Here is a 25,790-nt window from a genome sequence, read left to right as displayed (position 1 = left end):
GCAAGCAAGCCGGCGAAATTACTGTGGCTTTTCGGATACAACGAACAATATTGCAGGAGGCCCTCAGAAATCGAAGCGCCGGAGACTCGCTATACAATAGAATTCGAGTAAGATTTTACACGGGGTGCGTGCAGTCCCCGAAGGACTCGCCAGGGATGGGAACTACCGAGACGCCTCGGCAAGTTGGTGAGATGGCGGCGCGTGGGGAGGATTTCCGCGTGCACGCCGGCTATCGCCGTTCGCGAATCGCCAGGCATCTCTGGAAGACGACGGCACTGACGACGCTGGCGCTCGGCCTTTCAGGCATGGCCGCCTATGGCGATCCCAACGGGCTATGGCAGCCGCAGATCCGCGCCATCATCGGCGCCGACAACAATGGCGGCAACGGCGCGCTCGAAGGTTTCATCCCGCTCAAGCAGACGGCCGAATCCGTGCTGTTCCTGGATGTCCGGGCCAAGCACGATTTCAAGGATGGTTCCGGCCAGGATGTCGGCCTCGGCATTCGCCGCATCGTCAACCCGGACCTGATGATCGGCGGCTACGCCTATCTCAATCTCGAGAACTACAACTCCACCCAGTTCACCGCGGCCACGCTGGGCGCCGAGGCGATCACGCCTCATTTCGATGCGCATGTGAACGTCTATCTGCCGATCAAGGGTGATTCGACGGATCACTCGACCAGTTCGACCCTGTCGATGGTCAGCAACCAGCTGATCGAGCAGATCTCGGTCCTCGACCACCGCGATTACGCGGCATGGGGCATCGAGGGCGAGATCGGCGCGCAGGTGCCGGTCAACCTGCCCGACAAGCATTCGCTGCGGCTCGACATTGGCGTCTATCATTTCGAGGATCCGCATGGCGACGACGGCAGCGTCACGGGCGCCAAGGCCGGCTTCGAGTATACGATCGGCGATGTTTTCGGCAGCAACACGGAACTGGTCTTCGCCGGCGAGGTCCGCAACGACAATCGCGACGACACCCAGTTCGCCGGCAGTGTGCGGCTGAACATCCCGTTCAATCCCGGCAGCGGCTCGGACCACGCCGCCAATGGGGCCGACAGCGGGCCGGAGCCGGTCTATCCGGTCAGCGAAGGCCTGCGCAAGCGCGTCAACGAGCGCGTGCGTGGCGATATCGGCGTCCGCGTCCAGTCGCAGACGCTGACCGGCGGCTCGACGACGCGTGTCGCCATCAACGCCGCCACCAATGCCGCCTTCGGCAAGTTCTACTACGCCGATGGCGGCCTCGCCGGTGCCGGCACGCTGGCCGACCCGACGACGCTGGACGACGCCGTGACCAAGTCGGGTGCGAACGGTTTTGTCGTGGCACTCGGCGGCAACGGCAATCTGACGACTGGCGGGGTGACGCTTGCCAATGGACAGACCGTCATCGGCGGCGGCGAAAGCGTCACCGCAAGGCTTTTCGGCGGCGGCACCAGCACCTTCAACCTGGGCGGCAGCGACGGCACGATCCAGGGCACCAACGTCGCCAACCCCGTCTTTACGCTCGGCAACGGCAACACGCTCAGCGGTATCATCATCACCGGCGGCGGCGACGGCATCTTCGGCAACAACATCACCGGCGCGACGCTGACCAATGTGACGGTCACCGGTGCGGGCGGCAACGGCGCCGACTTCACGGGCAGTTCGACCGGCATCACCGACTCCAACTTCACCGCCACCGGCAACGGCCTCGACGGCCTGCACATCGACGGCGACGGCACCTACAATTTCACCGGCACGACGCTGCTGCAGGGCAATCTCGACGACGGTCTCGATATCACCGGCAAGGGCACCTACACCTTCGCCACCGTCAATGCGCAGGACAATACCGACCGCGGCATCACCGTGCAGGGCACGTCGACCGGAGGCACGTTCACCACCACCGGCGGCACCGTGTCAGGCAATGGCGGCACCGCCGTCTTCATCGATCCGATCACCGCCCATGTGGTGCTGGACTCGATCAGCCAGAGCGGCGGCACGTCGGGTGTCGTGCTGGAGAATGTCGCGGGCAACTTCACCGTCAACGGTGCGACGACGATCTCCAACACGACCGGACCGGCGATCGCCATTTCGGATTCGCCGGCGACGATCCGCTTCGGCGACATCAGCATCACCAACCCCGGCGCCGACGGCATCTCGTTTGCCGGCGTCAATGCGGCGGTGGTCGCCGGCAACATCGTCATCTCCGGACTGGGTGTCGGCACCGGCCTCGACTTCTCCGGATCCAAGACCAATTTCACCGCGCAGTCGCTCAGCATCACCGGCACCGGTGCTGCCGGCTCGATCGGCATCGATCTGACGTCGCCGAGCGTTGGCGGCGCGGTGATCATCATCACCGATGGCGGCGTCATCACCAATGTCGATACCGGCGTGCGGCTGGGCATTGCCGGCACGCCGGGCGCCACGGCCAACGCCGAATTTACCTTCGGCGGCAATTCCAGCTCCATCTCCGGCATCACCGCCTCGCTCGATGCGCGCGGGCTCAATGAGGGCAGCGGCCACTACGCTTTCGGCACGACCGCGTTTACCGGCCCGCAACTTTACGATCTGCGCAATTACATCTTCGTTGCGGCCGGGGCTTCGGGCGGCGGCACGTCGATCACCGACCTCGCCTCGATCGAATATGCCGACAGCATTACCGCCAGCGACGCCATCATTGTCCTGGTCAACCGCGGGACAATCGACGACGCCACCGGCTTCTCGCTGAGCGACGGACAGGAACTGGCCTCGTTCGGCAACGACCGCGCGTTCTCGCTCGGCGGGGTGCCGTTGAATGTCACCGGCACCAACATCCATCATGACGAATCCATATCGGATTCAGCGGGTGCGGCGACGCTGACCAGTTCCGGCGGCGGTAATGTCGTGACGCTGGGCAACGGCAACACGCTGCTCGATTTCAACGTTTCCGGGGGTTCCGGCTCGGCGATCTACGGCCTGGGCATCAACGGCCTGACCGTCCAGGGCGTGACGGCCAGCAATGTCGGGTCCGGCCTCTACCTCAATGGTGTGACCGGCACGGTCTCGGTCGACGACCTGACCGTCCAGACCGCATCTCAAACCGGCATCGTGCTTGTCGATTCGAACGCGACCGTCGATTTCACCGGCAACACCAAGATTACCAGTGCCGCCAGCGTCGGGCTGTTCGCCAACAATTTCGACGGCATCGCCACCTTCGACGATCTCGACATCAGTGGCGGCGGCAGGGGCGTGGCCATCTGGAGCGGCTCGAGCGGCACGCTGACTTTCGCGGCCGCGAGTTCCATCACCAACACGGGCGATGTAGCCTTCAACATCAACGGTGCGGTGCCCAACGTCACCTACAACGGCACGATCGACCAGGCCAATGCGGCCAACGCGGTCAGGATCATCGGCCAGACCGGCGGCACCGCCACCTTCGGCGGCAAGATCACCGCCAGCACGGGCTCGGCCAACGCGATCGACCTGTCCGCCAACACCGGCGGCACGGTGAAATTCACCGGCGGGCTGGACCTGACCACGACGACCGGTACCGGCTTCGATGCCACCGGGGGCGGCACGATCACAGTCGCGGCCGCGGGCACGGAGCAGATCACCACCGGCACCGGCCGGGCGATCAATCTCGACGGCATCACCATCGGCACCGGCGGCATGGCGTTCGACAGCATCACGACAGGCGTTGCGACGGCCACGGCGCTCAACTTCAATGCCGTCTCGGGCGGCCAGTTCCTGGGTGGCAATGTCACTGTCGGCGGCACCGCTGCCGGCATCAACGGCCTTGCAATCAACGCTTCGTCATCGACCTTCACCATCACCAATCTGGTGGCGACCAATGTCGCGGGCACCGATGTCAGCCTGACCAACAATACGGGCTCGATCACGATCCTCGGCGGCACCATCACCAATTCGGGCGCTGGCGACGGTGTCGTCGTTTCCGGCGGCAGCGCGACAGTCGGCGTAGCGGCCAACATCTCCAGCTCGGCAACCGCGCCAGGCGCGGCGGTCAAGGTCGACGGCACCACCGGCGGCTCGGTGACCTTCAGCGGTACGGTCACCTCGACCGGCACCGGCGATCTGTTCGATGTCGGATCGACGCTGACCCCGGCCGGCGGCGCCATCAGCTTCACTGGCCCGACCTTGTCGGCGACGGGTGGCGGCGGGGCGCTTGTCAGCAGCCTCGGCGGCACCGCGACGTTGAACGTGACCGCGCCGCTGTCGATCACCAATGCCACGGGCACCGGCCTGTCCGTCACCAATGTCGCCAGCACGGCATCGGCGAGCTTTGGCGAGGTCACCGTGACGACGCCTGGCGGCACCGGCATCTTCATTGCCGACAATGGCACGGTCACCTTCGGCACAACCCAGGTTACGCTGGGAGCGGCAAGCACCGCCGGCATCGAGTTCCTCGACATCAACGAACATATCAGCTTCGGCACGACCACGATCGACGAGGTTGGCGCCAACCAGACCGGCATCGACTTCAGCGGTTCCTCGAGCGGTTCCTCGACAAGGGCCGATTTCGGCCTGACCACGATCACCGGCACCGGCAGCCTGACCTCGCGCGGCATCGACCTGTCGTCGACGACCGGCAACAAGACCATCACCTTCCTGCGCGGCTCCAGCATTTCCAATGTCGGCGTCGGCGTCGAATTGTCGTCGAGCGGCGCCACCGCGACCTCGGCCAACGCCAACTTCACCTTCGGCGACGGCACGTCCGCCGATGGGCTGCAGTCCTCCATCAGCGCCGCCGCCGGCGGCTACACCGTCAACACGATCGGGCTCGATCCGACGCTCGGCAATTATGATTTCGACGACGTCAACTTCACCGGCGCCGCCCATCTGGCCAGCGCGGTCGGTGGGACCATCATGATTTCCCAGGGCGGTGGCATCGTCCACGCCAACACGGACGGGCTCAGCGCCGACGTGACCACCTACACGGTCGCCGAGGCCGATGCCATGACCGGCACGCTGAACTTCGCCTTTGTCGGCACCGTCGATCTCAGCGGCACCCCGTTCACGCTCGATTCCGGCCAGTCGATCATCGGCTTCGGCAACGGCGCCTCCATCCTCACCTCCGGTACCGTCCAGCCGGTCAATGTCCAGGGCAATCTCGGCGCTACTGGCGGCAACGTCACCGGCGATGAGGGCGTGGTCAAGAGCACGGGCAGCGATACCCTGCATCTGCTCGGCAACAACCAGGTGCGCGACACCGCTTTCGACTTCAGCGGCGGCAGCGGCTCGGTCTTCCTCGTCAACGGGAGCGCGGCTGGCTTCGTCAATACCGGCGGCATCTTCATCGAAGGCGTCACGGTCAGCAATGTCGCCGTGGGCCAGACAGCGTTCAAGGTCGTCGGCCTCGACACCAATTTGTCGATCACCAACAACAACATCAACGTCGCCGGCACGCTGCTCGACGCCAATGGCGGCAGCGGCGACATCACGGTCACGCGTGGCAGCTTGCCCAACAGCGGTCCGGCGGGCACGCTGACCGGCGGCGGCATCAACCTGCAGAACCTGACCGGCACGGTGACCATTGGCGACGGCACGCTGACCAACACCGGCGCGAACACGGCTTTCAATGTCGGCTCGACGACTGCCGGGAGCGGCGGCAGCGCGATCATCTCCTATGCCGGCACCATCAACAGCAACGGCACCGGCGCGGCTGTTTCGATCCAGAGCATGACTGGCGGCTCGGTGACGCTGTCGGGCAACCTGACTGATACCAACGCGGCCGCTGGCGGCAATATCGTCATTGCCGGCAACGACTCGGCCGCGATCACCTTCTCGGGCACCAGCAAGGTGATCAGCTCGGGCGCGACGGACGCCGTCAGCCTGGGTCTCGTTGGCAATTTCCCCGCAGGCACACCGGCCCCCAACACCAATTCCGCGATCAATTTCACCAATGGCGGTCTCGACATAACGACGACGACCGGCACCGGCTTCATCGCCTTCGGAGATTTTACCACCGGCGCCGTTACGGTCACCGGCACGGGCAACGAGATCAATTCCGGCGCCGACGGTCTTATCTTGTTCGGCGCCAATGTCGGCGCCGGCGGCGTTGCCTTCGACAGCGTCTCGGCCGTATCCACGAGTACCGGCGCTGGTGTGCTGCTTGGAGGTATCAATCTCGGCGGCGACGTCAACATTGGCGGCCTGAGGGATACCGGCTACATCGGCGCTTCATTGATCGGCCTGAGCGGCGCCGGCGTGGTCAATTTCACCGGCAAGACCGATCTCGACGTCAGCTACAGAGGGTTCGATATTGGTGGGCCGCTGGTCGGCACCATAAACATCGCCAATGTCGCCGGATCCACCCTGAACATCGATGGCGCCGAGATCGGTATCGCATTGACGACCTCGAGCGGGACCGTCAACGTTGGCGGGAATGGCGGCAGCGCCAGCATCGGCGCGACGACAAGCACCACTGGTTCAGCGATCACGCTCGCCGGCGGCAATGATCTTGTCCACGCCACACTGAACTACACCGGCTCGATCAACGTCAGCGCGGGTAGCGTCTTGCAAGTCGGCGGCGGCGACTGGAGCGAGCTCAACATGAGCGGTTCGGTCGTTTCGACCTCGGCAGTAGCACTGCCGGGGACAGCGGTCTTCACCTTCAGCGGCAACGCCGAGGGCGTGTACAATATTTCGAGCACGATCAATCATACCGGGAGCGCCGTCGGCGTCTTGTTTGACGGATCGTCCGAGGGAACGGCCACCTTCTCCGGCACCTCGAAGATATTCGACACCAGCAGCGGCGCCAACGGCGCCATCGTCAAGCTCCCCAGCATCGGCCCGACCCAGGGCACGGGCTCGCTCGCCTTTACCGGCGGCAACCTCAAGATCACCACCGCCAGCGGCGCCGGCTTCAGCGCCAGCACCTTCGGCGCCGGCACGATCAGCGTCAGCGGCACCGGCAACACCATCACCACCGGCACGGGAACCGCGCTGAAGCTTGGCGATGCGACGGCGGTCGTGGCCGGGGCGACAGGCGCGACGGTCGGCGCGGACGGCATCAAGTTCGACACGATTTCGACCAATGGCGCGGCGACCGGCATATCACTCAACAATGTCAGCGGCGGCGCCATCGATCTCGGGGCGGTCGACCTGCAGGGCATCACTGGCACCGGCGTCCAGGTTTCCGGCACGCTCGGCTCGACGCTGGATTTCCACAGCCTGAACATCGGGATCGCGGCAAGCGCCACCAACGCCGTCGGCCTCGACCTCAATGGCGCGGCGCTCGGCACGAGCACCATCACGGCCGACGATTTCGATGTCGACGGCGGCAACTCCACCGGTTCGCTCGGCATCGACATGGCCGGCACGACGACAACCGGCACCGGCAAGATCCAGCTCGGTGACCTCCTCAACAACAATCCTGGCCCTGCTGGTCAGACGTCGACCATCACCAAGGTCGCCCAGGGCGTCCAGTTCTCCAGCGCCACCAACGCCAGGCTGGTGTTCGGCGACGGCGGCAGCCCGGCCGAATCGAAGATCGAGACCTTCGGCAACGGCCAGGTCATCCACGCCACCGACACGCTGCCGACATCGGGCGACTACAATTTCAACGACGTCAACTTCAGCGGCGACACGTCGAACCTGTCTTCGTACAAGGTCTACTATGTCACCGCCGATGCCACCGCCCTTGGCGACGGCAGCCTGCTCAATCCGGGCACCTATACCAACGCCCAGGCATCTACCGCCAATGTCATTGTGCTCATCGACAAGAACGTCGACGGCGGCCAGGCGACGATTGACCTCGGCGGTACGTCGTTCCAGCTCGATGACGGGCAGGTACTGCTCGCCTTCAAGAGCGACGACGCGGCCGTCGATGTCTCGCAGCTCGGCGTCGATACCAGCGCCGGCGCTTCGGCTGCGTTCCATTTCACCACCGTGCAAAACTCGCCGATCATCGCGGCACCGGCGGGCATCGACACGCTACGGCCGATCCTGCAGAGCAACACCGCCGGCTCGGTGGTCGATCTGGCGACATCAGGCTCGGGCGTCGTCACCGGCGGCCTCCAGAACCTCATCATCCGCAACACAGGCACCGGCACTGGTGTCGCCGTCAACGCGACGTCCGCCTCCAGTTTCTTCCTCCGCAACAACGACATCGCGGCCGGCGGCAGGGCGCTCGATTTCTCCACATCAGCTGCGCCGGCCAACACGCTTCTGCTTTCGATCGACGGCAATACGCTGAAATCGACGGGATCGGCGCTGGCCGCGTCCTTTGCCGGCCAGAACATCAGCGCGACGGACAACTCGGTCGAGATCCAGTCCTTTGCCGACAACACTGTGCTCGGCGGCACTGGCGGCGGCATCGCCTTCAACAATGTCCGCTTCGACTCCAACGGCGCCGGCGGCACTGTCAGCGCCGGAACGATCGGTGTTGGCTCACCAGGCCCAGGGCGCGTCCAGGGCGACGGCCTCAGCTTCACCAACACCAGCGGCACCCTCGATCTCGGCGCGTTCAGCGTCTTCAACAATGGCGGCACCGGCGTCCTAGCCAACACCAAGACCACCAATTTCACGCTGAACAGCAGCAGCGGCGGCGTCTTCACGGGGAATGGCGCGGCGTTCGATCTCGATCCGCTGACCGTCAATATGGTGGTGACCAGCATCAGTTCAGGCGGCAGCAGCGGCGGCATCATTTTCGACGGCGTCGCCGGTACCTTCACCGTCACCGGCAACACGAGCGTTGCCGCGGCGACGACTGCCGGCATTATGGCGATCAACGCCGGCAACACCGGCGTCTTCACCTTCAACACGGTGACACTGAACAGCGCCGTCACGGCGGGCGGCGGCATTCAGGTGGCGAGCGGTACGCTCAACATCACCGGCCTCGCCAACATTGACACGACCACCGGCGTCGGCGTCTCGCAAACCGGCGGCACGGTCAGCTTCACCGGCGGCGTGACCATCGACACCGCCAGCGGCACCGGAATTGTTGGAACCGGCGGCACGATGGGCATCACAGCTACCGCTGCCGCAGAAACGGTGAGGGCGACCACCGGCCAGGCGATCAATCTCTCTGGCGTCGCCGCCAGCATCGCGCTCGATTCGACCAATTCGGTCGGCGGCGCCAACAATGTCAGGCTGACCAACGTCAGCGGCACGGTCGACCTCGGTTCCGGCGCGCTGAGCGGTGCAACGGGTACGGCGTTCCTGGTTTCGGGCGGTTCGGCCAATATCGATTACAATGGCACCATTACCCACACCGCCAACGCCACCGCGATCGACGTCCAGAACCACACCGGCACCGCCGGCGGCGGCAGCACGATCTCGTTCGACGGCGCCATAACATCGAATAGCTTTAGCGACGGCATCAACCTGGTGGCCAATGGCGGCACCAACGGCACGACGATCAGCTTCACCAACAAGCTGGCGATCGATACCTCAACCAGCGACACCACCGGCTTCAGCGCCACCGGCGGCGGCACGGTTACCGCCACCGGCTCCGGCAGCACGATCAATTCGGGGACCGGCACCGCGCTCGATGTCGAGAACACGAATATCGGCTCGGGGAACCTTGTCTTCCAGAGCATCACATCGAATGGCGGTAGCGCCAACGGCATCATCCTGGTCAATACCGGCACGGCGCTCGGCAATGGCGGCTTGCATGTGACTGGAAATGGCGCCAACGTCGGCGCGACCGGCGGGGGCGTCATCGCCAACAAGACCGGCGCCGATGGCAGCGCCACGCAAGGCACCGGCATCTACCTCAGCAATACGAAGGATGTGCAGCTCAATGGTCTGCAGCTGAACGATTTCGACAATTTCGGTATCCGAGGGTTCGAGGTGAATGGCTTCGCGCTCACCAATAGCGTGGTGAACGCAACCTCTGGCACGAACGGCACCAGCGCCGCGGCCGACGAAGGCTCGATCAGCTTCCGCGCCGCCGACGCCGCCCATAACGGCCTGACCGGCACCGTCGCCATCACCAATTCGGTGATCGCGAACGGCCTTGAGGACAATTTCAACGTCTTCAACAACAGCGGCACGTTGAACATCACTGTTTCGGGCTCGACCTTCCGCGACACCTCCGTGGGACCGCCAGGCAATGTCGGCCTGCTGCTGCAGGCCGACGGCACCGCCAACATCACCGGCCTTGTCACGAACTCGTCGTTCCTGCGCAATTTCGCGAGAGGTATCCAGCTCATCAACAACGGCTCGGGCAACATCGATTTCGATGTCGGCCAGGCCGGCGTCGCCGGCAGCGGCGGCACCTTCACCGACAATTTCGTTGGCGTGGACATGGATCAGAACGGCGCCGGCACCTATAATTTCAATGTGCTGAACGCGACCTTCACCACGGCGAACTATGCGACCCTGTTTGGTGCCGGCGGCGCGGGCTCGCAGATCAACGTCAACCGCGGCGGTGCCGCATCGCCGGTCGTGCGTGGCCTGTTCACGGGCAACATCCTCAACAACAACATCAACAACGCGGATTCCGGCACCGGACCAGGTATCAGTGTCTCCATCAACGGGACCGCCACCGGCAGCAACACGGTGACCGTCAAGCTCGACGGCAACACTGTCACGCACGTCGCGAACTATGGCATCCTGGTCGCGAACGGCGACGGCAATGGGATCGTCAATGCCACCATCACCAACAACACCGTCAGCACGACGACCGCAGCCGCGCTCGAGGCGATCCGCGTCAATGGCGGGATAACCTCGAGCCAGGCTGGTGCCTCCGGCACGCCCGACAATGGCGCGCTGACTTTTGATATCCATGGAAATACGCTGAGCGTCGATCCGTCAGCTGGCGTCACCGATATCCGCGTGCGGCAGCGGTTCAATGTGATCGACAAGATCGAAGGCTATGCCGGCAGCGCCACCGACGACACGGCGGTTCAGGCCTATCTCGCCAGTCTCAACAGCCATTCGGGTGGCGGTGCCGCGACAGTGGCCGCCGACCACAACAACACCGGCTTCGGGACCATTGTTGGGGTTACGGAGCCGCCCCTGCCATAGGCGGGCGTTGCGCGCGGTGGCGCTGGAATAAATTACAAAATGTATTGGCCGAGCAGATTGCTTTGTGGCGGTGGGTGATCTAACGTAACGTCATGTAGAGATTGGCTTTTTACTACAAATTGAACGTTTGGGGGTGTATATGGCCGAGCCGTATCTCTCGGAAATCAAGTTGATTTCTTTCAACTTCCCTCCCCAAGGTTGGGCGTTCTGCGACGGACAGCTCCTGCCGATCAACCAGAACCAGGCATTGTTTGCTCTGCTGGGCACGACCTATGGCGGCAATGGGCAAACGACTTTCGCCTTGCCCGATTTGCGCGGGCGCGTGCCAACTCATACTGGCGGCCAAGGTCATCTCCTGGGCGAGCGGGGCGGCGAGCAGGCGCATACGCTCACACTGCCCGAGATTCCCCAGCATTCTCACACCGCCAGCGCGACATCGGATTCCGGCGATCTCTTCGTCGCCAGCGGCAATGTGCTTGCGGCGTCGCCCGCGCAGCTTTACGCGCCCGCGACATCGAACCTGACAACGCTGGTGCCCAGCAGCGTCACCACGATGGGCGGCAGCCAGGCACATGAAAACATGCAGCCCTATCTGGTGCTGAATTTTTGCATCGCCCTGCAAGGTATCTTCCCGTCGCGGAATTGAAGGACGCGCAGTCATGACAGTTTACATCGGCGAGATTCGCATGTTCGCGGGGAACTTTGCGCCCGCCGGATGGGCGTTCTGTCAGGGCCAGACGATACCCATCTCCGAAAACGATGCCCTGTTCCAGTTGATCGGCACGACCTATGGCGGCGACGGTCAGGAGACATTCAACCTGCCGAACCTGGCCAGCCGCGTGCCGGTCCATCAGGGAACCGGTTTCATCATCGGGCAAACCGGCGGCGTCGAGGACGTGACGCTGAACATACAGCAAATGACCGGCCACACTCACGCCATGCTGGCGACGAGCAGCGTCTCCAACCAGACGAGCCCCGCCAACAACGTTGTGGCCCAATCGTCTACAGGCAAGCTCTATGTCGAGGACACACCGACGGCGAACCTCGCCAACCCTGTGGTCGGCATGACGGGTGGCAGCCAGCCTCACAGCAACCTGCAGCCTTACCTCTGTGTCAATTTCATCATTTCACTGTTCGGCGTTTTCCCGACCCAAACATAAGGACAGGACCATGTCGGACCAATTCGTCGCGGAAATCCGAATTTTTCCGTCCAACTTCGCACCCAGGGGCTGGGCGACCTGCGACGGTCAGCTCATGCCGATCTCGCAAAACACGGCCTTGTTCTCGCTGCTGGGCACGACCTATGGCGGCGATGGCAGATCGACCTTCAGCTTGCCGGACATGCAAGGCAATGTGCCGATGCAACCCGGCCAGGGTCAAGGGTTGGCGCTTTATGATCTAGGGCAGTTCGGTGGCTCGGATACCGTGTCTCTACTGGAATCGGAAATGCCGATGCACAATCACAACATCCGCGCCGTAACCGACCCTGCCGAGCTTCAGATCCCGACGCCGGATCGGGCGATCGCCAGGTCGAGCAACGCCAACGCCTACAAGAACACGACCGCTAACATCGTGTCGATGGCAGTGAACATGCTGGCTCCGGCAGGTGGCAGTCTGCCGCACAACAATCGCATGCCCTACCTGACATTGACTTTTTGCATCGCGCTGGAAGGCTTTTTCCCGCCGAGAGGCTGAGGAATTCCGAATCAACAAGGCAGGACCGATACGATGGCCAAGAAAGCTGAACCTAGGTCGAAGGCATCGGCCCCCGCAGCAAGGACGCCCGCGCCCGCGCCTCGGGCGGCTTCCAAGGCCAACGCCCGCTCGCGGCGATCCAGCGTCCCGCCCATCTACCAGAACAAGCCCGCCGGCGCGGCGTTCTTCGAACTGTCGCGGCTGATGGTGGTGGGCATCGATTCCGCCAAAAGTCAGTTGATCCAGAAGGCTCAAGACGCACCGAACGGGTCATGGCCCGCGGCGTGGTCGTTCATCGCGCCCGGCGCCTGGGTGATCATGACGGCGGGCCTCACCAGGGACGGTCGCGTCGCCGTGGTCGCGCAAGCCTCGGGCACCACCAACCTGTCCTTCATCACCGAAGACCCCAACCAGATCGGTCCGATCGACAAATGGACCGCGCCGACGAGCATTGGCACACCGCCCGGTGCCACCTCCTATCAGAAACTGACGATGGCGCGCGATGCCGATGGCCGCGTCGAAATCTTCCTCACCGACAATCTGGGCCGCATCTGGTGGATCTACCAGAACCCGGATGTGATTGTTCAAGTGCAGAAAACCATCACGCCGCCCGGCACGACGACGCCGATCGTCGTCACCGTCGACGAGCTCAGGCCGCCAGTCCAGCCGTGGAGCGCCTGGATCCAGCTGACCGGGCAGCTCGTGGCGATCACGGCGCTGCGCCAGGCAGACGGCCGCATCGCGCTGTTCGGCATCAACTCCGCCCTCCATCTCTATCGCTGCCAGCAGGCCAAGGTCCAGGCGCTGACGGTCGCCGACTGGACGCCATGGGTGCAGATCGACGCCGGCTACCCCTTCACGGAAATGGCGCCGATTGTCGGTCCGCTGGGCGGCACCAATCTGTTTGCCATGACGCAGCAAGGCCAGGTCCTGCACACCAAGCAATTGCCGGCCGGCTCCGACACCTGGACGGCCTGGGCGACGCCCGGTTACAGCAGGGTTCCCAAATACACGCTCTGCGCCGGCATCCAGGGCGACGGCGACATCATGCTGGTCGCCTCCGACCAGCAGCATGTCCACTCCTTCAACGCCCAATATGACGCCGCCACCCAGAACTGGTCGGGATGGCGCGATTTCGGCGGCTCCGGCGCCAACACCAGCCTGTCGCTCGACTACAATGCCGATGGCCGCCTTGCCCTGTTTTCGATGATGGTCCAGAACGACGGCACAAATGGTCTGTGGACCATCAACCAGATGGCCATGGACAGCTCCGAATGGGAGTGGACGTGGACGGCGCTGGCCACCAGCAACCTCAAGCAGATCGTCGTCGTGCGCGACCTGACGCCGCCGGTCTGACGTCAGGCAGCGTGACAGAGGCAAAGCAGGCGTATCGGCTCGCAGCCTGGTCCCGGTCGGAGAAGGCCGGGCTCGGCTTCCGCGCCGCGACAGAGGCGGATCTGCCGTTCCTGTCGCGGCTCTATGCCTCGACGCGCGTGGAAGAACTCGCCGTGACGGCGTGGACCGAGGCACAGAAGGCCGCCTTCCTCGACATGCAGTTCCAGGCGCAGCACGCGCATTACCGAAAACACTATCCCGAGGCCGACTGGCTGGTGGTGGAACGAGCGGGGAAAGACATCGGCCGGCTCTACATCGAGCGCTGGCCAGGCCAGCACCGCATCATCGACATTGCCTTCCTGCCGGAGCATCGCCGCAAGGGCTACGGCACCGCACTGCTGCGCGATCTCATCGACGAGGCATGGTTAGCCGGCAAATCAGTATCGATCCACGTCGAGAAGCACAATCCGGCCAGGTGGCTCTATGTCAGGCTCGGTTTTGCGGTGGTCGAGGACAAGGGTGTATACGATTTGATGGAATGTGCGGCGCCGAGTGGCGGGGCGGGGTGAGACGATGGCTGTCCCGCTGGCGTCAAGGTTTCGCGCCGCAGCGCAAGCGTCGCCTCAAAGAGCAAACGTCGCCTAGTTGAACACCGCTTCGTACAGCCGCCCGGCCGCATCGGCGGCGACCGGCACGATGAAGATCTCGTGGCTGCCGCTTGTGCCAGTGAAAAGGTAGGTCGCCTGCGGCAGCGCGATGTCGCGCGGGCCTCTAAACAGCAGCGAGAAACCGCCACCCGGGCGCGGGCTGGCGGCGATGGGCTTGACCGCGCTCAGTTCGAGCGGGATCTGCTTGCCCCCGGCTTCGATGGTGAAGGTTTGTCCCTGCTCGAAATCCGACACCGACGCCATCCCGTTTGCCTCAATCTTTGCGCTGGAGCGGTTCAGCGTTCGGATCCGATCCAGCTCTTTGTTTCTCCGCAATTGCCAGGGGAAAACCGCTGCACACTTTTCCCGGAATTGCTCCAGCGGCGGCACTGTCGCCGCTTCGCCGCAAGCTGTCCAGAGGCGGGCAGGCGGCGGTCGTGTTCCCCAAGACAATCGATCGCCGCAAATCCCAAAGATACAGCACCGCCTGTCCTTTTATGCGCGCAAGAGACGCTGTAGTACTTTGTCCTGCGCGGGATTCCTTTCGATCCAAGATCAGCGCAAACAAAGCATAGATCCCGGCTTCGGGACCATTGGCAGCCTGATGGGCGTGCGGGAGACGGATGATGGCGGATGCAAAGACGGACGTGACGGGCGATGCGCTGCCGCTGTTCTATTCGAGGCCCGAGGCGCTCAATCCGGCGCGGCACGGCTCGCTTGGCCTGACCGCGCGCAGTGACTTCGGCTTCGCCCGCTCGGCGCACGCCATTCCGGTGGTCGCGTCGGAAATGCCGGCGGCGATGCGCTCCTACCCGATCGTCTTCATCGGCCCGGCCAAGTCGCCGGTGATCATCACCGGCGTGCGCCAGAACGAGAATTTGTTCGTCGATGCCGACGGCAAATGGACCGGGCCGCACTACATCCCCGCCTATGTCCGGCGCTATCCTTTCATCCTGGCCGAAGACCCGACATCGGCCGGCCGGCTGACGCTGTGCGCCGACCGGGCCAGCAATCGCATCGTCGACCAGCTGCTGGCGCCGTTGCGCGACGACAAGATCCTGCCGTTCTTCGCCGGCAACGAGCCGACCGAAGCGACCAGACAGGCGCTCGCCTTCTGCAACCAGTTCCAGATCGACTTCCGAGCCACCCGCGAGATGGTCGAAAAGATCGATGCGCACGGCCTGTTTTCGCCGCGCCAGAGCAAGGTGACGCTGGAGGGTGGCGAGGTGCTCAACCTCACCGACTTCCAGGTGATCGACGAGCCGGCCTTCAACAAATTGAGCGACGAGGCGTTTCTCGACCTGCGCAAATCAGGCGCGCTCGGCCTGCTCTATTGCCACCTCGCCTCGACCAACAGCTGGACCTCGCTGGTGCATCAGGCATCGCTGCGGAAGGCGGATGGGGCGAAGGGCTGACTGTGAAAAGCTTGCGCGGTCGATCGTCTGGGCGGACAGGCGGCTAGGCAGCAACCCTTCTGTCGTGCCGCCCTTCCCTGATCTCCTCGGCGAGCTTGTCGCAGAACGCGTCGAGATCGCCGGGATTGCGACTGCTGACGAGCCCCTGGTCGGTGACGACTTCGGTGTCCTCCCACAGACCGCCGGCGTTGATCACATCGGTCTTGATCGATTTGTAAGACGTGACCCGGCGACCCCTTACGATGCCGGTCTCGGCGAGAAGCCAGGGCGCATGGCAGATCGCGCCGACGACCTTCTTGGCCGACCAGAACGATTCGACGAAGTCCAGGGCCTTTCGCTCGACGCGCAGCAGATCCGGATTGATGACCCCGCCAGGCAGGACGATCGCGTCATAGTCGTCCGACCGCGCCTCATCCAACGTCTTGTCGACAGGAATCTCCCGACCCCAGTCCTTGAGGTCCCAGCCTTTGATCTTGCCGCTTGCGAGCGACACGACATCGACCTCGGCGCCCGCCTCGCGTAATTTTTTGAGCGGAACTTCAAGCTCGGATTGTTCGAACCCGTTTGTCGCAAGGATAGCGACGCGCTTACCGGAAATATCCTGCATTGGTTTTTCTCCATCGTTAGGTGGTGGAGGGCTAACGAGGCGAGGCGGGAAGCGTTCCTGGCTGTAATTTTATGTGACATGAGAGGCGGATGGACGAAGCGCAGTTCGGCCCAAGCTCCCAGTTCGACAATGTCCAAAAACGAAAAAGCCGCGGCGGACCGCGGCTTTTCGATGCTTGATTTCCTAAGAGGAAACTGGAGCGGGTGAAGCGATTCGAACGCTCGACCCCAACCTTGGCAAGGTTGTGCTCTACCCCTGAGCTACACCCGCTCGCACGGCGTCTTGGCCGCAAGCCGGGCCTATATGGCTGAAGAGCGCGGCGATTGCAACAGGGAAATCGCAGGCTTTTTTACGACCCGGCAAGCGAGGCCGGCAAGCCGCCGGCGGGCGCGCGAGTGGCACGCGGCGGGGGCGCCACCGCAAAGGGCGGGTGCCGCTCACCGTGATGTCGCATGACGGCCTTGTGTCGGCCGCCCCATTGGCCGTAAACGGCATGGGCTCACAAACGGGACGAAGACGAAACCGATGCCGAAGACCGAAGCCGAACTTTTTGCCTTTCTTGCCGAGCTGGGCATTGCTGCCTCGACCAAGCGCCATCCACCGCTCTATACCGTCGCCGATTCGCAGGCGCTGCGCGGCGAGATCGCCGGCGGGCACACGAAAAACCTGTTCCTGAAGGACAAGAAGGACAATTTCTTTCTGGTCACCGTCGGCGAGGACGCGGTCGTCGACCTGAAGCAGATCCACCAGGTGATCGGCGCCGCCAGCCGGGTTTCTTTCGGCAAACCGGAGATGCTGATGGAGCTGCTCGGCGTCACGCCGGGCGCCGTCACGGTCTTTGGCATCATCAACGACACGGCAAACAGGGTCAAGCTCGTGCTCGACAAGGATTTGATGGAGCATGCGGTGATCAATGGGCATCCGCTGACCAATGAGGCGACGACATCGATCGCAGCGAGCGACCTGATCAGATTCGTCGAGGCAACCGGGCACGATGCTGCTATCTTGAAAGTCTCCGCGTGATCGCCACATGGATGGCTTAAAACCGATGGTCTGAAGCATAGGGCGCCTGGCCGCCGGCCGGCGGCGCCACGGAAGGGTAAAGAGATGAGCGACAACAATCCGTTCGGCGGCCCCTTTGGCGGCAATGGCGGCCAGTACACCACCTCGGTGCAGTATGGTGGAACCGCGCCGGCGCCGGCGAAAGTCGCGCTTGGCGATACGCCCGCCGCTCCCGCCGATGTGATCAAGGACACGACGACGGCTGCCTTTGCCGCCGATGTCATCCAGGAATCGCGCCGCCAGCCGGTGCTGGTCGATTTCTGGGCGCCCTGGTGCGGACCTTGCAAGCAACTGACGCCGCAGCTGGAGAAGGCGGTCAAGGCCGCCGGCGGCAGGGTCAAGCTGGTCAAGATGAACATCGACGACCATCCGTCGATCGCCGGCCAGCTCGGCATCCAGTCGATCCCGGCGGTCATCGCCTTCAAGGACGGCCAGCCGGTCGATGGCTTCATGGGCGCCATCCCGGAGAGCCAGATCAACGAATTCATCACCAAGGTCGGCGGCAAGGGCAATGGCGCGCCGCCGGTGGCCGAAGCTCTGGCTGCGGCGACCGAGGCGCGCGACGCCGGCGACATGCAGACCGCGGCCGACATTTATGACGCCATCCTGGCGCAGGCGCCGGAGACGATCGAGGCGATCGCCGGACTGGGAGAGCTGCTGTTCGAGGCCGGCGACACGGAAGGCGCCGAGGCGCTTTTGGCAACAGCCCCGGAGGCCAAGAAGGATGCGCCGCCGGTGGCAGCCCTGCGCGCCAGGATGGCGGTTGCGGCGCAGGCGGCGGCTCTCGGCAATCCAGCCGAATTCGAGCGGCGCCTTGCGGAAAATCCCGGAGATCACCAGGCGCGTTTCGATCTGGCCATGATCCAGAACGCCAACGGCGACCGTACGGCCGCAGCCGACAATCTGCTGGCCATCATCAAGGCCGACCGGGCCTGGAACGAGGATGGCGCGAGGACGCAATTGCTGCAGCTGTTCGAGGCCTGGGGCATGACCGACGAGGCGACGCTGGCAGCGCGCCGCAAATTGTCGGCGCTGCTGTTTTCCTGAGCCGGCTGCCGGTTGTTTTGCCGCACGGGCTTGGCGTCGGCGATGATTGCGCCAGATTAGGGCCAAGAACTCACGCGCTTCTTGATGGCGCGATCGGAGGAATGAGGTGCAAGCGGGAAACGCGCATTACCGGCTCGCCAAGGATTTGCCGTCGACGATCCCTATCTTTCCGCTCGAGGGGGCGCTTTTGCTGCCGGGAGGCCGCATGCCGCTCAACATCTTCGAGCCGCGCTATCTGCAGATGGTGGACGAGGCGATCGCCGGCTCGCGGCTCATCGGCGTCATCCAGCCCAGTCTCGACGGGGCCTTGCGCGACGACGGCGAGCCGGAACTCTGCAATGTCGGTTGCGCCGGGCGCATCATCGCCTTTTCCGAGAGCGGCGACGGCCGTTACCTGATTTCGCTGCAGGGCGTGTGCCGGTTCCGCATCGCCCACGAATTGACGGTCAAGACGCCGTTTCGCCAGTGCAAGCCCTCGCCTTTCCTTGCCGATCTCGATGAGGACCAGGCGGGCAACGAGATCGACCGGCCATCGCTGCTCAAGGCATTTCGCGCCTATCTGCAGGCCAACGACCTCGAGGCCGACTGGGAAAGCGTCAGCCGGGCCGAAAATGCCATGCTGGTCAATGCGTTGTCGATGATGGCGCCCTATGGGCCAGCCGAGAAACAGGCGCTGCTCGAAGCGGCGGATTTGAAGACCCGGGCCGAGACGCTGATCGCCATCACCGAAATGGCGCTGGCGCGCGAGAATGAGGATTTTGGGTCGAGTTTGCAGTAAGAGGGCGCGATGGCGGACGGACGTGACGGGAAGAAGGTCGACCCCAAGCTGCTGGAGTTGCTGGCCTGCCCACTGACCAAGGGGCCGCTGGCCTGGGATCCGGAGCGCGGCGAACTGATTTCCAGGGTCGCCAAGATTGCCTATCCGGTGCGTGACGGCATCCCGATCATGCTGCCTTCCGAGGCGCGGACGCTTTCGGTGGAGGATGTGCTGGCCCCGCCGCCGCCGCGTCTGGGTGGGCCGGGCTGAGGGGCACGTTTCTTGTACCCAATAGGCCGGCAGGACAGAGGGGGCGCGAAGGATCGCCGACGTCCGCTTTCGTTCCGCTCTTGGCATGGCCTTGCCTACTGAAAATTCCGCCCCTTGGGCATGACCTGTTCCGCTTCTTCCGACAGCGTTGCGAGATCCTGCCGGATCGGCGCGCTTTGTTTGGCGGGGCTGGAGCGATCCGAACCGTCCTTGGCGAGGTCTCTCGGAGGAACCACTGGTGCAGTCTCGCTGACCTTCTCCAGAAGCACGGTCAGCCAGGGCGTCAGATCCTCGATCTTCTCGGCAACGATGTGGACCACACCCGATTCCGACTGCAATTTCCCGGTGACCTTGACGAACCGGGCCCCCATGACGATAGGCCGATAGCGGTCGAAGGTTCTTTGCCAGAAGATGATGTTGGCCACCGCCTTGTCGTCCTCCAGCGTCAGGAAGATCGCATTGCCCTTGCCGGGGCGCTGCCGCACCAGCACGAGGCCGGCGACCGAGACGCGCCTGCCGTCGCGCACGGAAGGAAGATTCGCATTCGGGATGACGCCGGCGCGGTCGAGCCGCTCGCGCAGGAAGGCGACCGGATGCGCCTTCAGCGACAGGCCGAGCGCGCGGTAATCGTGGATGACATGCTCGCCGAGCGGCATTTTCGGCAGCCTCGTCTCCGGTTCCAGCTCGCGCAGGCGAAGCGCCGGCTGGTCGAACAGCGGCAGTCTTTCGGCGGCGCTCTTGCCGTCGAGCGCGCGCACCGCCCACAGGGCTTCGCGACGGTCAAGACCGAGCGAGCGAAAGGCATCGGCCTGCGCCAGTTTTTCGATCTCGCCGACATCGAGGCCGGAGCGCAGCCAGACATCCCTGACGGATACATAGCCTGAGCCGCGCCGCTCGACGAAAGCCTCCATGCGCTCCTTCGACAGGCCCTTGATCTGCCTGAAGCCGAGCCGCAGCGCATGATTTGTCTCGATGACGCCGCGCATTTCGGCATGGCGTGGCAGGATGCGGGCCGGATCGAATGGCGCCTTTTCCAACGTACAATCCCACACCGAAAAATTGACGTCGACGTCGCGGATGTCGACGCCATGGTCGCTTGCGTCGCGCACGAGTTGGGCCGGCTGGTAAAACCCCATCGGCTGCGAATTCAGGATCGCGGCGCAGAACACGTCGGGATAGAAGGTCTTGAACCAGCAGGAGGCATAGACGAGCAGGGCGAAGGAAGCAGCATGGCTTTCAGGAAAGCCGTATTCGCCAAAGCCCTCGATCTGCTTGAAGCAGCGCTCGGCGAAGTCCTTCGTGTAGCCCTTGCCGACCATGCCATTGATCATACGGTCGCGGTAATTGCCGATGGTGCCGGTGCGCTTGAAGGTGGCCATGGCGCGGCGCAGTTCATCGGCTTCGCCCGGTTTGAAACCGCCGGCGACGATGGCGATATTCATCGCCTGTTCCTGGAACAGCGGTACGCCAAGCGTTTTCTTGAGGATCGCTTCCAGCTCCGGCTTTTGATACTCGGCCTGTTCCTTGCCTTGCCGGCGGCGCAGATAGGGATGGACCATGTCGCCCTGGATCGGGCCCGGCCGAACGATCGCCACCTCGATGACGAGATCATAAAAGGTTTTCGGCTGGAGGCGCGGCAGCATCGACATCTGGGCCCGCGATTCGATCTGGAAGACGCCGAGCGTGTCGGCGCGACAGATCATCTTGTAGACCTGCCTGTCCTCCGGCGGCAGGGTGGCCAACACATAGGGCTGCCCATAATCATCCCGCGCATTAGGATAGTGATCCGTGAGCAAGGTGAAGGCGCGTTGCAGGCAGGTCAGCATGCCGAGCGCCAGCACGTCGACTTTCAAGATCTTCACCGCGTCGAGATCGTCCTTGTCCCATTCGACCATCTTGCGCTCGTCCATCGCCGTCTTGACGATAGGCACAATCTCGTCGAGCCGGTCCCTGGTGATGACGAAGCCGCCGACATGCTGGGAGAGATGGCGGGGGAAGCCCATGATCTCATTGGCACGCTCCATCACGTGCCCCGACACCGGGTCGGTGCGGTCGAGGCCGCCGGCGCGGGCTTCCTTCTCGCCAAGCTCCGATGTCGACCAACCCCAGATCGAGCCGGAAAGCGATGCCCTGACATCCTCGGACAGGCCCATCGCCTTCGACACTTCGCGCAGCGCCGAACGGCCGCGATAGCTGATGACGGCGGCGGCAAGTGCCGTGCGCTTGCCGCTGTATTTCTCGTAGATGTACTGGATTACAGTTTCGCGCTTTTCGTGCTCGAAATCGACGTCGATATCCGGCGGCTCGTTTCTCTCCTCGGAAATGAAGCGCTCGAAGAGCGAATCGATTTTTTCCGGCCCCACTTCGGTGATGCCGATGCAGAAGCAGACGACCGAATTGGCGGCTGATCCACGTCCCTGGCAGAGAATATCCTTGCTGCGCGCGAACTTGACGATGTCGTAGACAGTCAGGAAATAGCGGGCATAGTTGAGGCGTTCGATCAAAGCGAGCTCTTCCTCGATGCGCTTGGTCACGGAATCCGGCACACCAGCCGGATAGCGGTTCGCCGCTCCCTCCCGCGCCAGTCGCGCCAGCTCAGCCTGTGGACCAAGACCCGATTCCGTCGGCTCGTCGGGGTAGTTGTACTGGAGGTCGCCGAGCGAAAAAGTCAGCTCTTGCGCAAATCGCAGCGTCTCGGCCAGCGCCTGCGGGTGCCGGCGGAACAGGCGGCCCATCTCCATCGGCGGCTTCAGATGGCGCTCGGCATTGGCGGCCAGTTGTAGCCCGACCTCGGCAACGGGCGTGTTGAGGCGGATCGCGGTCAGCACGTCCTGCAACGGGCGCCGTTCGGCGGTGTGATAAAGAACGTCGTTGGTCGCCATCAGCGGAATGCCGGCGCTCTCGGCAAGTGCTGCCGCCTGCTCGATGCGGAAACGGTCATTGCCGGCGTAGTCGGGCGAAACGCCAAGCCGCAGGTTCCTGCCGAAACGGCCCTTGAGCTCACCAAGCAAGGCAAGACTGTCTTGCGCCCCCGTCGACAGACCGGGCAGGACCGCCAGCGACATCAGGTCACCCCATTCGAGCAGGTCGCCGCGCTGGAGAAGGGTGGCGCCTTTTTCGTTCTCGTCGCGCAGATTGGCTTGCGTCAGCATGCGGCAGAGGTGCCCCCAGCCCTTGCGGTCCTGGGGATAGGCGAGGATGTCCGGCGTGCCGTCGTCAAAAACCAGCCGGCAGCCGGGGTGATAGGAGAGTTTTTCGACCTTGGCCTGCTGCCAGGCGCGCACCACGCCGGCCACCGTGTTGCGATCGGCAAGTCCGATCGCCGAGAAGCCCAGGAGCTTGGCCGCGACCACCAGCTCCTCCGGCTTGGAGGCGCCGCGCAGGAAGGAGAAATTCGACTGGATGCCGAACTCGGCATAGGGAATGACGGTCAGCGCGTTCATGCGAAGACTCCATGCAGGAACCAGCGCGGCGGGACTTGCGAGGCGCCGCCGTAGAGGCCTTGCCGGTAGAGCCAGTAGCGGCGGCCGTCGGCATCCTCGATGCGGAAATAGTCGCGCGTCGATGCCGCCTCGTCGCTTGGCGCTTCCCGCCACCATTCGGCGGCGATGCGTTCCGGCCCTTCGGCGCGCTTGACCCGGTAGAGCGCGCGCCGCCAGCGGAAGTTCAGCGGCGGTCCTTCCGGCATTTCGGTGGCCGGCACATCGATGGGTTCGGGCGAGCGGAACAGCCGGATCGGTCGTTCCGGCGGAAATATGGTTTTTGGTGCCTGCAGCCTGTCCGGCTTCTTCGGCGGCGTGGTCCGGCACGGCGCGTCGGTGAAGGGGATGGTGGCGACGGCACGCTCCGGCAGATGGCTTTCGACCGCGACTGCCCGGAGAACCGCGCCATCGCCGAGCCGGGCGCGGATGCGGTCGGCGAACAGCGCGATATCGGCGCCGTCGTCGGTCACCTCGCCGGCAAGATCGGCCTGCTGCATGTCGAAGGTGGCTGATGCCAACACCGAGAGCCGCACCAGATCGAAACCATAGCCGGCATCGATATCCTGTTCGAGCGCGGCCAGCCTTTCATGGAACAGTTTCTGGATCAGCATGGGTTCGCGCATCGGCCGCGAGGTACCGAGCGCGATGCGGCTGACGGCGCCGTCGACGCGAAAGAGCAGCAGCGCCAGCGTCCGGGCGCCCTCGCCGCGGCGCTCGAGGTCGGTCTTCAAGGTCGCCGCCAGCATGCCCACCAGCCGTTCGATGTCCTCGGTCAGGGTGACGGGTTCGGCGAGGTGGCGTTCGACCGAAAGCGGCGCGACGGGCAGGCGCGGCGACACCGCCTCGTCGAGCCGGCCAAGCGCCTGGTCGAGGCGCAGGAGCAGCAGGGCGCCGAAGCGGCGGGCGAGCGGCGCGCGCGGTGCCGCCATGACGGCGCCCGCCGTGCGCAGGCCCACACTTTCCAGGCTGGTGCGGGTCGAAGGTTCTATGCGCAGCGCGGCCAGCGGCAGGGGCGCCAGCAGCGCCTCCTCCTCGCCTGACACAACGATGCGGTCGCCGCAAAAGCGTGCCGCCGCCCAGGCCGCACCCGGCGTCGCGGCAAGCCCGGCGCGGACATCGAAACCCTGATGGAAGAAGCGCGACAGGATGTCGTCCAGCATGGCGCGCTCGCCGCCGAACAGATGGGTGCAGCCGGTGACGTCGAGAAACAGGCCGTCTGCCCCGTCCAGCGCCACCAGCGGGGTGTAGCGGTCGCACCAGTCGGCGAGGCCTTCGAGCAGGCGGCGATCGGCTTCCGGATCGGCCTCGACGACGTCGATCGACGGATGCATGGCGCGCGCATCGGCGATGCCCATGTCGCGCTTCAGGTGCAGCGCCTCAGCCCGCTCGTCGAGGGCCGAGATGCGCTGTGCGTTGCGGTCGCGATGGCTGATCACGAGCGGCGGGTGAGATGGGTGATCCGACGACCGGGAACGCCAGGACCGCCCCAGACGCTGGCGCAGGATCCTTTCCGCCGCCAGATAGGGAAACCACAGGGACAGGATTCTTTGCCCGGTCTCTTGCCTCGCCCGCTCTTTCGTCGAATGCGCGTTCATCGGGGTTCCACTCCAGTGTGAATTGTCCAGGCAGGGCCGTGCGGCTCTTGCCGATGGTGAGGGTGAAGGCCGGGCGGCCGATCGAGCCGGCCAGCGGCCCGGCGATGGTGTCGCGCGGCACCGCCGGCGCCGAGGCGACGATGAGGCGGACGGGTGCCGCCGTCGGTTCGGGCCCAGCCGCCTGCCGCAGCAGGAACACCGGCCGGCCGGCCGCTTGCGCCCTTGCATGCAGCCGGCGTGTCGCGGTCAGGTCAAGCCGCTGCGGATTGCCGCGGATTTCCAGGATGACGGCGGCGAGCGCCGTCATCCGGGCCGCCTCCTCGGCGACCCACAGCGCATCGACGAGCCTTGGCGCCTCGGAAAACAGCAATTGCTCCGGCTCGATGCCGAACGAGGCGTGAAGCCCCCTGGCATAGGGAAAGCCGGCCTCGCGAAAAATCTCCGATGTGCCGATCCACAGCACCGGCAGCCCCGGCGTTTGCTTGAGGATCAGGCTGGTGAGCGACAAAGCGAAGCCGGCGACGGCCCCGGCATCGCGGGTTTCAAGCCCATGGATTTCGCTCAGGGCGGCCTTCGGCAGCCCGCCGCTCAGGGCGGCATCGAGGCGCCCGACGCCGATAGGCAGGAACGCATCCGGCAACGCCGCGGCAATGCCACGCCGGACGATTGTGAGATCAGTGTTGACGTCAGCATCAAAGGGTGCGGCTGCCGGCGCAGCCAAGCGCTCGGGCAGCGTTCCCTCGATTTTCGCGATCTGGCGGCGCAGGGCAAAAACAGTCTCCCGCGCCACGGCGGTCATCGCCATGACGGTCAGCTTCCACTCACAATTGTTCCTGTTATGTTCCTATAGATTCCAGAGCGCATCCCAAGAGTCAAGCAGAGTCATGGGGAATTTATTCCTCTCTGCAGGGATGGCGCAGGCGCATCGG

General features: G+C 64.2%; 16 protein-coding genes and 1 tRNA gene. 11 read left to right on the top strand and 6 right to left on the bottom strand.

Going from position 1 to position 25,790, the window contains the following annotated elements:
- The first annotated feature begins 191 nt into the window (after positions 1–191).
- The 6 genes from EOC83_RS25155 to EOC83_RS25130 all read left to right on the top strand — a co-directional run bounded on the left by EOC83_RS25155 (position 192) and on the right by EOC83_RS25130 (position 14,548).
- Entirely contained in the window at positions 192–10,949 is a 10,758-nt protein-coding gene (locus EOC83_RS25155; RefSeq protein WP_244514375.1) for an inverse autotransporter beta domain-containing protein, read from the top strand.
- Between the two features lie 139 nt (positions 10,950–11,088).
- A complete protein-coding gene (locus tag EOC83_RS25150) occupies positions 11,089–11,595 on the top strand; it encodes a tail fiber protein (protein WP_063169581.1) in 507 nt (168 codons plus the stop codon).
- Positions 11,596–11,608: 13 nt separating this feature from the next.
- A complete protein-coding gene (locus EOC83_RS25145; protein ID WP_063169580.1) occupies positions 11,609–12,109 on the top strand; it encodes a tail fiber protein in 501 nt (166 codons plus the stop codon).
- 10 nt (positions 12,110–12,119) lie between these two features.
- Positions 12,120–12,644, top strand: a complete 525-nt coding sequence (locus tag EOC83_RS25140) for a tail fiber protein (RefSeq protein ID WP_063169579.1) — start codon at positions 12,120–12,122, stop codon at positions 12,642–12,644.
- A 33-nt stretch (positions 12,645–12,677) separates the two neighbouring features.
- Positions 12,678–14,000, top strand: coding sequence for a hypothetical protein (locus tag EOC83_RS25135; RefSeq protein ID WP_063169578.1), 1,323 nt, complete (start codon positions 12,678–12,680; stop codon positions 13,998–14,000).
- A gap of 11 nt (positions 14,001–14,011) precedes the next feature.
- On the top strand, positions 14,012–14,548 hold the full coding sequence (locus EOC83_RS25130) for a GNAT family N-acetyltransferase (protein WP_244514246.1): 537 nt from the start codon (positions 14,012–14,014) through the stop codon (positions 14,546–14,548).
- 72 nt (positions 14,549–14,620) lie between these two features.
- Here EOC83_RS25130 and EOC83_RS25125 read toward each other — a convergent pair whose 3' ends face one another.
- Positions 14,621–15,016, bottom strand: coding sequence for a hypothetical protein (locus EOC83_RS25125; RefSeq protein WP_244514245.1), 396 nt, complete (start codon positions 15,014–15,016; stop codon positions 14,621–14,623).
- Between the two features lie 236 nt (positions 15,017–15,252).
- On the opposite strand from EOC83_RS25125, the gene EOC83_RS25120 reads away from it, so the two are divergent.
- Complete coding sequence (locus tag EOC83_RS25120; RefSeq protein ID WP_063169576.1) at positions 15,253–16,041, top strand: SapC family protein; 789 nt, start codon at positions 15,253–15,255, stop codon at positions 16,039–16,041.
- A 43-nt stretch (positions 16,042–16,084) separates the two neighbouring features.
- Here EOC83_RS25120 and EOC83_RS25115 read toward each other — a convergent pair whose 3' ends face one another.
- Together EOC83_RS25115 and EOC83_RS25110 are read right to left on the bottom strand one after the other, a co-directional pair.
- Complete coding sequence (locus EOC83_RS25115) at positions 16,085–16,648, bottom strand: type 1 glutamine amidotransferase domain-containing protein (protein WP_013528771.1); 564 nt, start codon at positions 16,646–16,648, stop codon at positions 16,085–16,087.
- A gap of 195 nt (positions 16,649–16,843) precedes the next feature.
- A tRNA-Gly gene (locus EOC83_RS25110) sits at positions 16,844–16,918 on the bottom strand.
- 255 nt (positions 16,919–17,173) lie between these two features.
- Here EOC83_RS25110 and EOC83_RS25105 point away from each other — a divergent pair.
- The 4 genes from EOC83_RS25105 (at position 17,174) to EOC83_RS25090 (ending at position 19,784) form a co-directional block, all read left to right on the top strand.
- Positions 17,174–17,671, top strand: coding sequence for a prolyl-tRNA synthetase associated domain-containing protein (locus tag EOC83_RS25105; RefSeq protein ID WP_027162861.1), 498 nt, complete (start codon positions 17,174–17,176; stop codon positions 17,669–17,671).
- Between the two features lie 84 nt (positions 17,672–17,755).
- The gene (gene trxA / locus EOC83_RS25100) at positions 17,756–18,757 is read left to right on the top strand and encodes a thioredoxin (RefSeq protein ID WP_063169575.1); all 1,002 of its coding nucleotides are present in this window, start codon (positions 17,756–17,758) and stop codon (positions 18,755–18,757) included.
- Positions 18,758–18,863: 106 nt separating this feature from the next.
- Complete coding sequence (locus EOC83_RS25095; RefSeq protein WP_013528774.1) at positions 18,864–19,535, top strand: LON peptidase substrate-binding domain-containing protein; 672 nt, start codon at positions 18,864–18,866, stop codon at positions 19,533–19,535.
- Positions 19,536–19,544: 9 nt separating this feature from the next.
- Entirely contained in the window at positions 19,545–19,784 is a 240-nt protein-coding gene (locus tag EOC83_RS25090) for a Trm112 family protein (protein ID WP_013528775.1), read from the top strand.
- Positions 19,785–19,879: 95 nt separating this feature from the next.
- Here the strand turns inward: EOC83_RS25090 and EOC83_RS25085 are convergent, their stop codons facing one another.
- From EOC83_RS25085 to EOC83_RS25075, 3 genes are read right to left on the bottom strand one after another with little or no spacing between them, the layout of a single operon-like run.
- Positions 19,880–23,227 carry an error-prone DNA polymerase gene (locus tag EOC83_RS25085; protein ID WP_063169574.1) on the bottom strand — a complete coding sequence of 1,116 codons (3,348 nt, stop codon included), beginning with the start codon at positions 23,225–23,227 and terminating at the stop codon, positions 19,880–19,882.
- Complete coding sequence (locus tag EOC83_RS25080; RefSeq protein WP_063169573.1) at positions 23,224–24,702, bottom strand: DUF6504 family protein; 1,479 nt, start codon at positions 24,700–24,702, stop codon at positions 23,224–23,226. The genes EOC83_RS25085 and EOC83_RS25080 overlap by 4 nt, the downstream gene beginning before the upstream one ends.
- A complete protein-coding gene (locus EOC83_RS25075; protein ID WP_024504051.1) occupies positions 24,644–25,666 on the bottom strand; it encodes a hypothetical protein in 1,023 nt (340 codons plus the stop codon). The genes EOC83_RS25080 and EOC83_RS25075 overlap by 59 nt, the downstream gene beginning before the upstream one ends.
- Positions 25,667–25,790 lie beyond the last annotated feature (124 nt).

Origin of the sequence: Mesorhizobium sp. Primo-A, from assembly GCF_003997175.1 — a bacterium.
Lineage (GTDB): Bacteria > Pseudomonadota > Alphaproteobacteria > Rhizobiales > Rhizobiaceae > Mesorhizobium > Mesorhizobium ciceri.
The sequence above is the reverse complement of the archived record's forward strand: the minus strand, read 5'-3'. Positions and strand labels throughout refer to the sequence as shown.

Coding starts and splice junctions, on each gene's coding strand:
- EOC83_RS25155 (WP_244514375.1), top strand. CDS start 192: ATGGCGGCGCGTGGGGAGGATTTCCGCGTGCACGCCGGCTATCGCCGT.
- EOC83_RS25150 (WP_063169581.1), top strand. CDS start 11,089: ATGGCCGAGCCGTATCTCTCGGAAATCAAGTTGATTTCTTTCAACTTC.
- EOC83_RS25145 (WP_063169580.1), top strand. CDS start 11,609: ATGACAGTTTACATCGGCGAGATTCGCATGTTCGCGGGGAACTTTGCG.
- EOC83_RS25140 (WP_063169579.1), top strand. CDS start 12,120: ATGTCGGACCAATTCGTCGCGGAAATCCGAATTTTTCCGTCCAACTTC.
- EOC83_RS25135 (WP_063169578.1), top strand. CDS start 12,678: ATGGCCAAGAAAGCTGAACCTAGGTCGAAGGCATCGGCCCCCGCAGCA.
- EOC83_RS25120 (WP_063169576.1), top strand. CDS start 15,253: ATGGCGGATGCAAAGACGGACGTGACGGGCGATGCGCTGCCGCTGTTC.
- EOC83_RS25115 (WP_013528771.1), bottom strand. CDS start 16,648: ATGCAGGATATTTCCGGTAAGCGCGTCGCTATCCTTGCGACAAACGGG.
- EOC83_RS25105 (WP_027162861.1), top strand. CDS start 17,174: ATGCCGAAGACCGAAGCCGAACTTTTTGCCTTTCTTGCCGAGCTGGGC.
- trxA (WP_063169575.1), top strand. CDS start 17,756: ATGAGCGACAACAATCCGTTCGGCGGCCCCTTTGGCGGCAATGGCGGC.
- EOC83_RS25090 (WP_013528775.1), top strand. CDS start 19,545: ATGGCGGACGGACGTGACGGGAAGAAGGTCGACCCCAAGCTGCTGGAG.
- EOC83_RS25085 (WP_063169574.1), bottom strand. CDS start 23,227: ATGAACGCGCTGACCGTCATTCCCTATGCCGAGTTCGGCATCCAGTCG.
- EOC83_RS25075 (WP_024504051.1), bottom strand. CDS start 25,666: ATGGCGATGACCGCCGTGGCGCGGGAGACTGTTTTTGCCCTGCGCCGC.